The sequence below is a fragment of the Trinickia violacea genome, from assembly GCF_005280735.1.
Lineage (GTDB): Bacteria > Pseudomonadota > Gammaproteobacteria > Burkholderiales > Burkholderiaceae > Trinickia_A > Trinickia_A violacea.
On sequence record NZ_CP040077.1, the window covers coordinates 762,878 to 776,006 of the forward strand.

At 56.9% G+C, this 13,129-nt stretch carries 12 protein-coding genes; 5 read left to right on the top strand and 7 right to left on the bottom strand.

Features of this window, described 5'->3' with window-relative positions; genetic code table 11:
- Nucleotides 1-57 precede the first annotated feature (57 nt).
- A complete protein-coding gene (locus tag FAZ95_RS03480; RefSeq protein ID WP_137331169.1) occupies nucleotides 58-1,881 on the top strand; it encodes a hypothetical protein in 1,824 nt (607 codons plus the stop codon).
- Nucleotides 1,882-1,938: 57 nt separating this feature from the next.
- A complete protein-coding gene (locus tag FAZ95_RS03485; RefSeq protein WP_137331170.1) occupies nucleotides 1,939-3,009 on the top strand; it encodes a COG3904 family protein in 1,071 nt (356 codons plus the stop codon).
- Nucleotides 3,010-3,122: 113 nt separating this feature from the next.
- On the opposite strand, the gene FAZ95_RS03490 is transcribed toward FAZ95_RS03485, so the two are convergent.
- Genes FAZ95_RS03490 through FAZ95_RS39900 form a run of 4 tightly spaced genes read right to left on the bottom strand, consistent with a single transcriptional unit; the run spans nucleotide 3,123 to nucleotide 6,323 of the window.
- Nucleotides 3,123-3,788, bottom strand: coding sequence for an HhH-GDP family DNA glycosylase (locus FAZ95_RS03490; RefSeq protein ID WP_137331171.1), 666 nt, complete (start codon nucleotides 3,786-3,788; stop codon nucleotides 3,123-3,125).
- Nucleotides 3,785-4,405, bottom strand: coding sequence for a 7-cyano-7-deazaguanine synthase (locus FAZ95_RS03495; RefSeq protein WP_137331172.1), 621 nt, complete (start codon nucleotides 4,403-4,405; stop codon nucleotides 3,785-3,787). The genes FAZ95_RS03490 and FAZ95_RS03495 overlap by 4 nt, the downstream gene beginning before the upstream one ends.
- A complete protein-coding gene (locus tag FAZ95_RS03500; protein WP_137331173.1) occupies nucleotides 4,402-5,733 on the bottom strand; it encodes a nucleoside 2-deoxyribosyltransferase in 1,332 nt (443 codons plus the stop codon). Before FAZ95_RS03500 ends, FAZ95_RS03495 begins: the two co-directional genes overlap by 4 nt.
- Nucleotides 5,734-5,735: 2 nt before the next feature.
- A complete protein-coding gene (locus FAZ95_RS39900) occupies nucleotides 5,736-6,323 on the bottom strand; it encodes a hypothetical protein (RefSeq protein WP_254699800.1) in 588 nt (195 codons plus the stop codon).
- Nucleotides 6,324-7,185: 862 nt separating this feature from the next.
- Here FAZ95_RS39900 and FAZ95_RS03510 point away from each other — a divergent pair.
- Nucleotides 7,186-7,959: a hypothetical protein gene (locus FAZ95_RS03510; protein WP_137331174.1), complete on the top strand. Its 774-nt coding sequence runs from the start codon at nucleotides 7,186-7,188 to the stop codon at nucleotides 7,957-7,959.
- 42 nt (nucleotides 7,960-8,001) lie between these two features.
- Complete coding sequence (locus FAZ95_RS03515; RefSeq protein ID WP_137331175.1) at nucleotides 8,002-8,295, top strand: histone H1-like repetitive region-containing protein; 294 nt, start codon at nucleotides 8,002-8,004, stop codon at nucleotides 8,293-8,295.
- Nucleotides 8,296-9,013: 718 nt separating this feature from the next.
- Here FAZ95_RS03515 and FAZ95_RS03520 read toward each other — a convergent pair.
- On the bottom strand, nucleotides 9,014-10,549 hold the full coding sequence (locus FAZ95_RS03520; protein ID WP_137331176.1) for a hypothetical protein: 1,536 nt from the start codon (nucleotides 10,547-10,549) through the stop codon (nucleotides 9,014-9,016).
- Between the two features lie 76 nt (nucleotides 10,550-10,625).
- Complete coding sequence (locus FAZ95_RS03525) at nucleotides 10,626-10,925, bottom strand: hypothetical protein (protein ID WP_137331177.1); 300 nt, start codon at nucleotides 10,923-10,925, stop codon at nucleotides 10,626-10,628.
- 326 nt (nucleotides 10,926-11,251) lie between these two features.
- Between FAZ95_RS03525 and FAZ95_RS03530 the strand changes: the two genes are divergently transcribed.
- Nucleotides 11,252-11,557, top strand: coding sequence for a hypothetical protein (locus tag FAZ95_RS03530; protein ID WP_137331178.1), 306 nt, complete (start codon nucleotides 11,252-11,254; stop codon nucleotides 11,555-11,557).
- Nucleotides 11,558-12,006: 449 nt separating this feature from the next.
- Here the strand turns inward: FAZ95_RS03530 and FAZ95_RS03535 are convergent, their stop codons facing one another.
- Nucleotides 12,007-13,128 carry a site-specific integrase gene (locus FAZ95_RS03535; protein ID WP_137331179.1) on the bottom strand — a complete coding sequence of 374 codons (1,122 nt, stop codon included), beginning with the start codon at nucleotides 13,126-13,128 and terminating at the stop codon, nucleotides 12,007-12,009.
- Nucleotide 13,129: the final 1 nt, after the last annotated feature.

Consider the following 13,129-nt stretch of genomic DNA (forward strand, 5'->3'; position numbering starts at 1 on the left):
AGGGCAATGAATTCATCGCGAATTCATTGCGTGCGCTCTAGTCTATGGACAAAAACAATGCTCCAAATCAGCACTGGCAAGTTCTTCAACACTGAAGACACGTACAACACGATTCATCGAGGTGTGCTGTATTCGAACTTCCAGATGCTGCCTGGCGATTGCATCACGACGCAGGCAGGAAGTTTGTCTCCAGCAGCGCGCTGGGGAGATATCGGAACGCTCGTTTGTGAGGTCATAGAACGCCAGCCGAATGTTCGCGCTGCAGGCGTGATTCTGTCGGTCGGCCCGGATGCATTCATTCACGACTTCGCCGCTGTATCCTCGTTTTCTCTGCAGCGCTTGCTGACGCCCGACCATGACTTGGCGATGCGCCTGCTCACCACCCAACGACCGCCGTTAGGTATTCCCAAACTTCCCAGGCAATACGTATCAAAAATATTTGATATGTCATTGCCGTACGACCACCAGGCTGGCGCGCGACTCTCCACTTTCTTCGGCGACCTGCTCAAGCTCGAGCGCAAATCATTCTCCGGCGCAATGAAAGCGATTCGACGATTCGTAACGGCAACGCATCGTTTAGCAGATGACCTGGACCTTGCTTACGCCCTGCTGGTTGCTGCAATCGAATCGCTCGCGCAGGAGTTCGACCGTTTCAGCCCTGAGTGGGATGACTACGACCAGAAGAAGCGTAAGCCGATTGACCACGCTCTTGAAGGTGCGCCAACTGAAGTCGCGCTCGCCGTTCGCGACGCAATCCTCGGCGCAGAGCATGTCGCTATCGGTCGGAGGTTTCGCGAATTTACCTTGGCTCATCTCGACTCCGATTTTTTCCGGCGCGAAACCGAAGGACGAGTAGCGCCAGCAGGTAGAGGCGACCTGGAAGTCGCATTGAAGAATGCATACAACGTTCGTTCAGGCTACGTTCACACGCTTAAGTCGATACCTCGCCTGCTGGCATCGCCTATGGCACTGACCGACTTGATGCACGTAGACGGGGTACCGCTCCTGACATTTGAAGGGCTCGCGCGAGTCGCTCGCTCCGTGATTCTTGAGTTTATTTGTCGCGCCCCGAAGACCGAATACGAAGAATTCGCGTATGTGGACGACTTCCCCAATCTACTGCGCGCACCACTTGCCCCCAGCATGTGGATACATAACGCGGAAGGATATTCCCTCCAGTCTGCCTATTTGTATTTGAACGGATTCTTGCAGCAGGTCGAACAAGCGCTGCTGAATGCTACGCCAGTCACTGACATCCGCAATGTAACGGCAAAAATCGAGACGCTGTTGCCATCAGTGGCAAAACCTGAGCAACGGCGTCCACTAATCGCGCTGCACTTTTGGTTCTCTCACTTCCTGGCAGAGGAGGAAAAATCTCACTCGCGTCAGCGCGTTTCTCATTTCATTAGCGAGTTGCAAACGGAGTGCCCCGAAGGATTCTTTATGTACGTCTATGGAGGTCAATTGCCGCCTTGGACAGCAAGAAGCTGCGAAGCGATTTTCGAGACATACGTCCGACGTCGGTACGGAGAAAAGAAACTTAACGTCGGCGCCGTTCTCGGTGCAGCGGGCGCGCTCACCATAGCTGAGATGTATAGACTCGCCGGCGACGATGGTTCTGCACGCCGCCTCATAGGCCGGGCGGTCGAAGAATTTCCGGGTATAGCACGGTTGCGAGAGTACGAAGCAAGCCTCGATGATTCAATCTCGCCCATATCATGGTGGAAGATTCTGTGGCCTGAGCCGCAGTCGAGCACGAGTCCGGCTGCGAGCGAGCGGGCAAAGAAGCTAGCCAAGCTAAATCGACGACTACGACATGCGAACCCGGTCGTCGACAATGTACTGCGCCGCTCCTCACCGTCCGTGAAGAAGAAGGGTTAGTTAAAGGTATCGCCGCCGCTTAGAGCGCCATTCGAGGGAAATACGGGGAATAGAACTATGAAAACGCTGAGACTAATCTTGCTGGTTTTCGGCTTCGCGAGTAGTTCCGCAAACGCGATGACGTTCACTGCACCCAAGCACAACGTCCCAGACGTCGTGACCTGGATTGACCAACACGGAGACACCACTCGAATCTATGCGGACGGGGAGATAACCGCAACGAGCGCCAACGAATTGGAACAGTTTGTTCGCGCGAATCACATCGAGAGTGGCATGGTGTTGTTCAACTCCGCTGGCGGCTCGCTTATGGGCGGCGTGGCGTTAGGCGACACCATCAGGAAGCTCGGATTCGATACCGGCATCGCTACGTACGCTCACGGGGGGATGGTCGCAAGCGGCATCTGCGCGAGTGCGTGCGCCTATGCTTTTGCCGGCGGCCGCGGCCGATATTATTCTGGCGGCAACACAAGGCTCGGCGTTCACCAGTTCTATTCACAGGGCAATGATATTAGCAACGGCACGAGTCAGGAAGTCAGCGGCATGCTGGTCGCCTACCTTCAACGAATGGGCGTCGATGCGTTGGCATTCTCGGCCTCAACTTCGGTTCAGCCCAATGACATTCTTTGGCTGAGCGCAGCGGAAGCCAGCAGGCTTCACTTCTCAAATAACGGTATCGAGCAAACGACCGCAGAGTTGAAGCAGGTCAAAGGTTCGACGTACCTCCGCGTCGAGCAGAAATACACCACCTACAGCGCTCGCTTCATATTCAGCTGTGCTCGCGACGGCCAGTTGCTATTGATGGGGGGCATTGTCACCAATCCCCAAGATTCGAAGCAGAAGTATGACTGGGCGACGCAGTCCTTCTTCACTTTCGACGAGCAGACGATTCAAACTAAGCGAAAAGGCAGCGCGAACGATGGCCTTGCCCCGAATGACTCAACTATCTGGGTAACGCGCGTTCTCGCGCCCGCGGAGGTCCAGAAGCTATTGACCTCGAAGACCATAACGACTTGGGTGGCGGCGGACGGAGCCGTTGGGAACGCAGGCGCCGTGGATATCAGTGGAGTTCGCGACAAAATTCGGGATTTCGTCAGCAACTGCAGCTTCTATCCGCAAGTGGGCCAATAGTCGCGCATTCCGAAACGACGTTCATCACGCACAGCCGCGCGTAAGCCTCGCCAGGTAGCTTGACGTGCTGACACCATGACTCTCGCCGTAAACCGCTACTCCGCCAAGCGTGCCTAGACTTCGAGGGTCAGCTGCACCTGAGCCGGCGCCGCAGCCCGACGCCATAGCCAAGCGTCGAACTCTCGTCGCGGTAATGAAAGAAGGTCGGCTGCGCAGCAGAAGGATTTGCGCAGGAAGTGATAGTCGTCGTTCTTAACCCCAACCGTCTTCGCAAACGTCCTTACGTGACGGTCCACAGCGATGGCGTCGATACCAACGAGACACGCCATGTAGTCCACGGTCTTCGGGCCGATTCCGTTGACAGTCTGAATCGCATCGCAAAACTCCTCAGATGCCAGACCGGCGCGCAAATCCTCAACGTCTTCGATTCCCCACCTTTGCAAGAAGATGACCAGCGCTTCGAAGCGAGTCACCTTCTCATGGTGGCGCCAGTTCAGGAACTCACCTGTCTTGCCGTCTTGAATCAGCGCGACCAACGAAGAAATCGTGAGGCGATTCGGATGTGCCCGCAGGATGGCCAATACCCGCGGACGCACAACAGTCGTGTAGTTGAGCCCCGCCTGGAGCACGGAATCTGCGAGAACGGCTCCCAGGTGCTCGCACGTAGCACGCGGGTGTTTCTCCTCGAAGAGCGCGCCTTCATCCTTCGCATGGTCGGCGATACGACGCGCTGCGAGCAACACCTCGATGGCGGCCCCTTTAGCTCCGGTCCTGCTCATACTAACTTCGCCTCTTTCAATGCGTTCAGGCGCTCGACGCAGTTCGGACATGCGCCGCACGGAAACTGTGCAGACGCCTGGCACGAGTAGGTTCGTCCGATAGGCACGCCAAGCTCCGCGGCCACCAGCGCCACATCGGCCTTGGATGAATCGCGGAACGGCGAGTGAAAACGAACGGGGCCGATGCTCGATGTGAGTCCGTCGAGACTGTTCATAAATGCGGCAGTACAGTCAATTTCTTTGGCGTGGTTGCTGTTGATGAAGCCAGTATAGACATCCAGAATACCGACAGTCTGTGCGCGCGCCGCAGCAGCGGCGAAGAACAGCATCGTTCGGTACGGGATGTACAAGTCGTCGTCCTTGACCTCTTCACTCCAGAGGTCAGCCTCGCGAATCAGCCGTGACTGCGAACCTCTGAAGATGTCCGATATGTTGAAGCGCTCAGGCCGCTGCATATCGGCGGGCAAGACTTCGTTAACGCGACTCCACTCGACTTCTACGCAATGTTGCCCGTAGTCAAAGAAAATTGGTACGACTTCGACGCCGGTTGCCGCAAGCTGGAACCCAACGGTCGTTGAATCGAGCCCTCCGGAGGCCAGGAGAAGCGCTTTTTTCATTGCGATTCCGCCCTCAATTTGGCAAGCGCGACGAAGGTGCCGTTGAGGCACGCATCAAGGTCCGCGGAGTATACCGAACTTCCGACGACGACCATCGTGTTCTCATTTTCCTTCCGAGGGTCGTAGGTGACGACAGGCTTCCCGAGCGCGATTGCCATGCCGATTTCGACCAGCGTTCCCGGGTCACGACCGAGAGGAACTGCGAAGACAGCGTCGCATTCCTTCAGCAGCGCGTAGTCCACGTGATACGCGCGATGCAGGTCCGCCATACCCGCGGGGCGCTTCAGTTCTCCGTTCTCCTGTATTGGCCGCCGCACGCTGAAGTTATGGTATGCGAGGCTCGCCGTAGCGCGGTCAAGTTCCGGCTTATCGACATACGAGAAATCCGGGCCTGCCAGATAAATGGAGTAACGTGGTCGGTCGTGCCACGGAAGTACGGTCCCACCCAGCGCTTGCAGCACATCCAACGAAAGCAGGAACCCGCGCTCCACATCGCGCTTGATGTCATCAGGAAACGTCGTCTGCGAGTACACTGTCGCAGCCTGGCACCCGCGCCACGCCGCTTCAGTCCATCCCTTGTGAGAGAGACCCACCATCACAGCGGAATAGACGTCGCCCACCCCGACGGAGTTGATGGTGTTACCTAGCGTTGCAGGTATCTCTTCGACGCGGCCATCGCGCAAATCAAAGAGCCGGCTGCCGCCACGATTCTCCTTGAGCAGGAACACCTCCGGTGACAGCGTCTTCACCGCGTCCATCAACCCATCAACGTAGTCCTTACCTAGCTTCTCGAACAGCGAAGACGATGTCGAGATGATGACCGCCTGCACGCGCCCTCTGAACACCTCGAGCGACGACAGGTCCTCGAGGTCGTATGCGATGTCGAACGAAAAACGAGCGTCCCTGGAAAACGTGCTGGCAAGTGTGCCGATATCGAATCGGCCGGGGAAGACGACAACCTTCTGGTAAGCATCGAGGCTCGGCAGCGGGTCGTGGAATTGCACTACCTTGGTGTCGCGCATCAAGTCTTCGTAGCCTTGATGCGAAACCTCCGTCGCGTCACCAATGAGGATGACGTTCGGAGCGCCGATGACGTCACCAAGCCATATGAACTCATCGCACCCGCATTCCGCTAGATAGCGCTTCGCTTCGTCAACGAGGTATTGCGGACAAAACGCCGCCACGGAGTAGTTGAGCCCTGCGGCCCATAACCCCCTCGCGGCATGACCTACACCACCCAAACGAAGCTTGCACTTTGCACCGTGCTGAGCGAGCGTGAAGTCAACAACTAGCTCGCCAACAATCAGAACTGCATCCGCTTGGGCCATGGCTATTGCGGACCGAAGTCAGCCTCCACGGTAGGAACCGGCTTCTCCGCCGACGACTTCACGAGGCCGACATACGTAATGCCGCTTGCTAGACATGCGGCGAGATAATTCAACGCTGTTGGTAGCGCTCCGACTTTCACACCGTTCACATCGACCGCGAAGATGCGCTTCTTGTCAAAGACGATGCCCAACTGGTCGCCTGCAGCAGGAACTTTCTTAAACTGAGAATAGAAATCGCACTGACCGACATCTTCCAACAGAGTCGCGAAGGCCTGTTTGCATTTGTCGACGCCGCTCGCGCCGCCTGCCATGCCAGTTCCGTCCCCCGCGACTTCCTTGGCCTTCGTACCAGGATAGTCCGAAAAATTACCCGAGCCTGAGCTTCCCATAGTGCCCCCGTTCCGTGGTCGATAAAGTGTTGTCTTGCGGCGTATGCGCTCTATTCTCCGAAAGAAGTGTACAAGGAGCTGAAATTTAGTTTCAGCGATTTCGGCACGCTTGTCGCAATCTACACCTTGTACATAGCGATTATTGAAAAGCCGCTCGAATGAGAAACAAAAAACCGATTGTGCACTGGCGAATGCGTCCATGGTTGTTGGTCACGACATCCTCATGACCGGCGCACGCTACTTCGCGGAAATCGCACGCCTCGAACTCCCGGCGCACTGAAGTAACTGTAGGCGGTACGTGCCGCCGGAAACAACCGCAATCGGACCGGCAATGCGGTCGCTCTGGCGGAGCACACTAGACATGAGCGCTCAGCCTTCCTAGGCACGTAGGGCCTGGTGCTGGGCCACTTGTCCAAAGCCTTTCTAGTTGAAGGAGTGCCTCAGGCAGCGCGCTTCCGTGAACGCCCGTCCTGCGAGCAACAACGCTTTCGCGTGAGACCTCAGTTTCGTGTGTGTTCGCCGCCATCATGTCCGAGCTCTACCGCCCTTGATTTCGGTCAACGTGGAAAGCTTCGGGACCAGCCTCATCGAGGGGCCATCCATGCGGTCGAACGTAACTCGCAGCTCGGAAGTTCAAGAGTCTTTAGTGACGTTAACTTATTTGTATGTATACGTAGTAGCAGTTAACAAGGGAGCTGCTGTTCTGTGGACAACTTGGTCTTTCGTTTACGTGACAACCCTTTACGGAATGGACATGTGCTCCAAGAACTCTCGAAGATGTGCCGCGAGCTTTGAACAACTTTGCAGCGTCGCTGTGCGGCCGCAAGTTGTCAAGAAACTGTCTACAGCTAATGCCGACCGCTATACCGAGGTTTTCCAGAGGTAGCTGTGGACAAGACGAACTCGAGCTCCGCCGTATCGAAGACGTCGTGGACGGTTGATGGTGAGGCAGGACCAACTGAGATTAGAAGTCTCCGGTTCAAAGAGCTAGCTTCTCCACAATTCAACGAAATATTGTCCGAACACCGCTATAGTCACGGCATTACTTCATTCTTCAACTTAAATGTCCAACACCGCTTCCAACATGGGCCACTCCGGCGAGTCAACTGCGGTACAGCTAACTCCAAAGCAGATAAAATTTATCGAAGACGAAGCCAAACACCTAGATGCAGTTACCGATAAAGACGTCTTAAAGCACTTCACCGAGACATGGTGGAATCTGTGCCAGTGGGAAAAGCAGCGACTGGACATACTGGATACGAAGGCACAGATGCTGTTGGGACTGTCAGGGCTCGCAACTGCAATCCTGGGTACCGGCTTTGCGGAGCAGTCACACTTCCTTCGAGCCTTCGCAGCGTTCGGTTTCCTTCTCACGATGGCTTGCGCACTCTTCGCGCTACGCGTCAGGAATGTGGGAGGTTTTATCGACGGTGAGGTTTTCGGTGCTCTCTCGGCAGCCACGACGCCTGTCGGAAACACGCCGCCATTCACCGACACAGACGTCACTAAGTGTTACTACCGAGAAACTGCACTGCAGCGATGGCTTGTCTACGACCTGTACAAGAAGGCCAGCGCATCCAAGTCAATTTGGGTCAGACGCGCTCAAGTCGTCGCGGTCCTAGCCATTGTCTTGGCCGCTGTAGCTGTGATGATTCCCACGCCCCAACCTCAAAGTCGGAGGCCGACGAGCGCGGAAGCCGCACTCGCACCTACATCGTCAACCGCGTCATCATCTGCATCGAGCCCAGCCGCCGCCTCAGGGGCAGCCGCCGCTTCAGGGCAAGCCTCGACGGTTATGCCTGCATCAGCCGCCAACGCGCTACCGGCACACCCATAAAGAAGTCCCTCCATTTCCTCCACCAAAGCCACAGGAGTGTTCATGCCCGCACCCGCGAAGAAAGCCGCTGCCAAGAAGGCCGCTGCTAAGAAAGTCGCCGTGAAGAAGGTCGCCGCAAAGAAGGTCGCCGTGAAGAAGGTCGCCGTGAAGAAGGTCGCCGCAAAGAAGGTCGCCGTGAAGAAGGTTGCCGCGAAGAAGGTTGCCGTGAAGAAGGTCGCCGTGAAGAAGGTCGCCGCGAAGAAGGTTGCCGTGAAGAAGGTTGCCGCGAAGAAGGTTGCCGCGAAGAAGGCAGCAGCTTATAGGACGCCGGGCGGCGGTGGTGACGGTACCCGCTGAATTCCCGCGGCATAGGTATGCCGAACAAGGTACCCCGTGCTCGAAAGCGCTGGGTGCCCTGCGGGTTTCAATGGAGGGCGGGGGCGATGACCGCTCGGCTCCATTTATTATCCAAGGCCGGAGGTCGATAGCGAGCACGAACCCACAGGTGTTAGCGTTCGTCCGCCGGCTGAAACTCAGAGCTTGTCAGAGCACGTCGGGCGCGTGCACCCTCCGGGCCAGCTACTACTGAGCGGGCGCCTTCACCTCGGGCTTCCTGTCGAGGGTACCGGACAGGTCGGATGGTCGATGAACTTGATGAAGTCAGGAGTGACGCTTTCGTCGACGACGCGCCCTCGGCGGAGGGCGTTTTGATGCAATTGCAGCCTCTTCCGCTCGAATCGATTGGGGTGCTTTGTCCGGCCAGTGTAGTGCGCTTTGCCGGCAACGTGACCTTCCCGTATGTCCTCAGTTGCATCGGGCTTGGGCGACAATCCATACATCGCGAGGTCACATCCCAGAACTCGTCCGATTTCATTGCTGTGTTCCACCTGCCGCCCTCTTTGTCGTTCTCGCCCAGACACGGTAACGGCCGAGACCTTCGAAACTTGACGGCGGGCGAGGACCCAATGGGTTGCAGGTCCCCACCGGACAGTCTCTTGAACCCGGCAACGCGTCGAAATCAGTTCGAGCGGCTCGGAGTCTGCAACACCAGGAACGCGAGCCCCAAGCGCGTCAATCAGTGGGACGCAAAGAGCTTGTTCAGTAGTGAGTAGGTGAAAAATATGCTTGTGCCGGAGACCCCATTGCCGAACGGAATCGTGTAGGCACCTGTACGAGTACGACAGTACGCCTCGATTCTCGCCTTCCTTACTCGCTCCAGCTGATTAAACAGGACGAGAAGCTCAGGCGCTGTACGTTTCTTAACAGCGAATGCGAGCAGTTGTTGCAAATGCCATCGCTTGACGCGTGCGGTCTGTGCGTACGTCCGGACGCGAACGGCGCTCAACTCTTGTTCGCGGTTGGCGACGGCAATCATGCCGTAGGATTGCATTAGGACCTGTGCTGCATGAACAGGCGGCTTCTCACGCTGCGTGCCTCGGTCTGGAAACACCGCGTACGTCCGATTATTGTGACCTTTAAACTCATGGTCAGTCTTCGCGCGCGCAAAGAAACTACCAACCATCGCCAAGGCGAATAGGAAGAGATTATGGGGGCGCCCATGCTCGCGGTCTCCACCGAATACGCCGCGACCAAGTATGTATTGCTGACGGAGTTCGACACTCCATCTCACCACAGTGTCAATGTCCGAGTCATACATGGGGCGATTGAAGTATCCGCCCTTCTCCAGGATGATGCCCTCATGCCCAAACCAGTGATGAAGCAGGTTTGCCAGTTTTTCCTGCTCATTAGCAGCATTCCAGTGGTCAATCTCTATCGGAACTTCACAAATACCTTTTCTGTTTAGTTGGTCAAGGAATTCGACCGTCATGTCTGCTGCTTCAAGCCCGCGCTCATCGGACGAGGCATACTCAAGCAGCGCGCGGTTGACTGAAAGGTTGGCGCTGACACGTGCCAGTAGGCTGTCGGGCACCCCGTCCACATTCGCGGCGTTGCGCCACCAACTGTCCAGAACGTCCTTGAAATATTGCAGATTGTCTTCCGAACACTTCCTCGTGACTTCGAAGGGAGTACTCACACTGTCCGAAAGCGCTGAATCTTTGCGCCATATCTGCTCATCGAGCTTGACACGTTCATTGAAGACTTCCTCGAGGACCAGAAGCTTGTACCCAAAGGCAGTGTCACCGCTCAAGGGGAATCGGGCGACGTTTGGGTCTTCATGTTCGTCGGCCGAAACCCAACACAGCATGTCACGATAAGCCGCCCGATAGCTGGGTGGCATCTCATTTACCAGTCGCTCCATCAGAGTTTGACGGGCGCTCAGCAACTTGTGAGCTTCTTCCGATTCCTCATCAGCCAAGTCGTTGGAAAGGTAGCGCATTGACGAAGCGCTGCCGGCCTTGATGTGCATCTGCCCGCCTTCATCTCGTTCCCATGCAGACTCAGGCAGCTTCGCCAAGACTGCGCCCGCCCACTTGGCGTGCAGAATCTCGGTGATTGCCTGCAAAGTTGCGACTATCGAGAGAACCTCATTCGGATGATTCCTACGCGCTAACGCCGAAACCTCACTGTGGTCTAGAGTCAGGATATCCGCGAGGTTTCTCTTGACGAATTCGAGCTCTGCCGTACCGTACGGTGTTCTTGGGCGGCCCATGATGATATTCCGCGTCAAAGTTCGGGAACGGCTGACTGCCGAAGGCCGGTCAGCCGCTTTTGCACGGCTGACCGACTTACGAAGTTGCAAGGCGCGGGCGCACGCTGCTCGGCTCCTGTTCGCTTTCTTGGCGCAGTTCGTAGCGAGCCATCCGATTGCCTTGGAAGCCCTCGGCATGCCAACGCAGGCGCTGAACTTCAAAGTTTGCGATGGAGAGAGCTTCCTCTTCGGTTGCAACTTTGCCTTCGCGCAGCAGGATACGAGCATATCGATTTGCGTGGGCAAGAGCGCCGTGCTCTTTGACGGACATGACCCCGTGATACTGGTCGTTTCCAGCGGCAAATACGCCGCGGACTGTGCTTGAGTTGCTCGCCATGGATTTCTCCTTTACTTGGCTGGGTTGATATCAAGCACAGTCTCCCACTGAGCGCCTTAGTTTTTTACGAACAACTTCCCGAAGTGCTCTCAAGTCGCAGCCGCCTGGACATTGGCCCTGTCCAGTTCGTCCGTGTCGCTGTTCGCCCGTATCGAGCGGATGGCCGTCTCGCCCCCACGGACAGGACACAGCAAGGCAGCCAAGCTTGGATTCGTCTAGAGCCACTATAAAACGATGGGCCTAGACGTCAGATGAATAAGTTATTTGTCTGCACACACACGGACCGACCAGCGGTCAGTCTCCCCGTTAAAGGAGTCGTTCGGCTTTTGGAAACGTTGCTGGCAGACACGTCGACGGATGTCGAAGTGGTCGCACGAGAACTCGACCTGAGCGATGAAATGCGTGAACGGCTGAGGCGTGCACTGGACCGCTTAGGATGCGCGCAACGTGTTTTGGAGGCAACGGATGGAAGACTGGAAGAAAACGCGCCGGATGAGCGTGCCTTCAACGGGCGGGCGGCAATGGAGCCGGTCGGGGGTGCCGTGAAATTGCTCGCAGAGGGGTGGCCACAGGACTACCCCGAGGGGGCAGTCGAGTGGCTATTACTTCAAGACTTGGGCGGGCCGAGGTGACTGTGTTCCGAGACGACAGGCCGTGTCGGTGTTGGGAAGCAGGTGGTCCGCCAAGCGCGCCTTCGAAGTCAGCGTCCTCGGCCTAGCGAGCAGAACAAGGCGGGGTTTCCCTCCGCCCGCTGGTCGTCAGCCGTGCCAAAACGTCCTTGGAATAATTTCACTTAAGCCCCACCCTGCTTGGGTTTGCGGGGAATCGATGGGTCGTTAAGTGGAACTTTCCGTGCGCTTTAAGTGGAACTATTCGAAGTTGCTACAAGAGCGCACGAATGAAGTGCTGCGACTCCACCGTCACCGACTTCGCCAGATTCCGCAGGTTGTCGACTCGGGAGTGAGACGGCCCATAAAGCGCCGGCCCTTACTTTAAGCTTTGACGAAAACGGCCGGCGCCGCCCAGCCAGGGAGGCCACCGGCCCATGTGCTGCACTGTTTCGCGAATGCTGCGTCGGGACTCAACGGTCCATGCGGCGCCACCGGACGAGATGGTCAAGTTCGAGTCCGGGAAATTCCAGCCGGTTCATCGCCTGGACGAGAAGCTCGAATGACAGGTCCTCCACTGCCGCTTCTTTTCCTTCGGCCGTGATGCCTGACGCGAACCCAAGGAATTGCCGTACCGCATCGTCGCAAAGGCCAGACCGTTTCGCGAAGGCGGCGAAGGTGCTCCGGAAGCTGTGGAACGTCAGGCGTCGGCCGCCCAGTCCCGAGTCGTCAAGATATGATTTGAACCACATAGCGAACGTCGCGCTGCGTCTACCGTACGAATTCACGCAAAGGTCGGGGAACAGCCAAGCGGCGTTGTCAGAAAGACGTCCGGTCCTGACGAAGTCCAGCCAACCTAGCTCCAAGAGGGTGCTATGCAATGGCACCTTCCGGACTTCCAAGGGGTGGTGAAGACGCTGCACGCGTAGACACAGACACCAGACGCCGTTGTGCTGCACGACATCGCACCGGCGAAGATGACATAAACGTTCCAGTCGGATGCCCGTAAATTGACCGAGCAGCGGCAACCAGAACGCTGCTTCAAGTCCGCCCTTGCGGGGGAGTTGGCCCTGAACGTAGAGGGGAGAGGTGTAAAGCTGGTTGAGTTCGTCCGTTGAAAATGCGTGACCGAACGGGTTGGTGTCGTTCGTGACCGGCGCAAAAGACTTTAGCGCAGTGGTGAACGGGTTTTTCCTGAGGGGGGTGACGCGGCCTCGTATGGCCGTGCTTACGACTGAAGCCAGTAGTACGACGGCCCCGCGCACACGCCTCGGGCTCGTTTTCTCCCTGACGATGCAGGTCTCGATGAAGTGCCTGACGTGCGCTTCCGTGAGGCCCGAAAGCGGATGGTTTCCGATACAGGCCTCGAAGCGCTCAACTTCGCGTCTGACCGCGCTCAACACCGCCGCGTGAGGCATACGGGCCGCCTGCCAGCGATGTACGGCAGCGTTCCAGGTATCGTCGCTATCCACCGACGATGTCAGGGAAGCTTTCTGCGGATTCGCGAGCGGAACAGGCTGCAGCGCCTGGTCATAAGGGCCATGGGCGAGGCGGGAAGGCTGTTGCGAAAAGTTGTCGACTTGATGATGAGACATG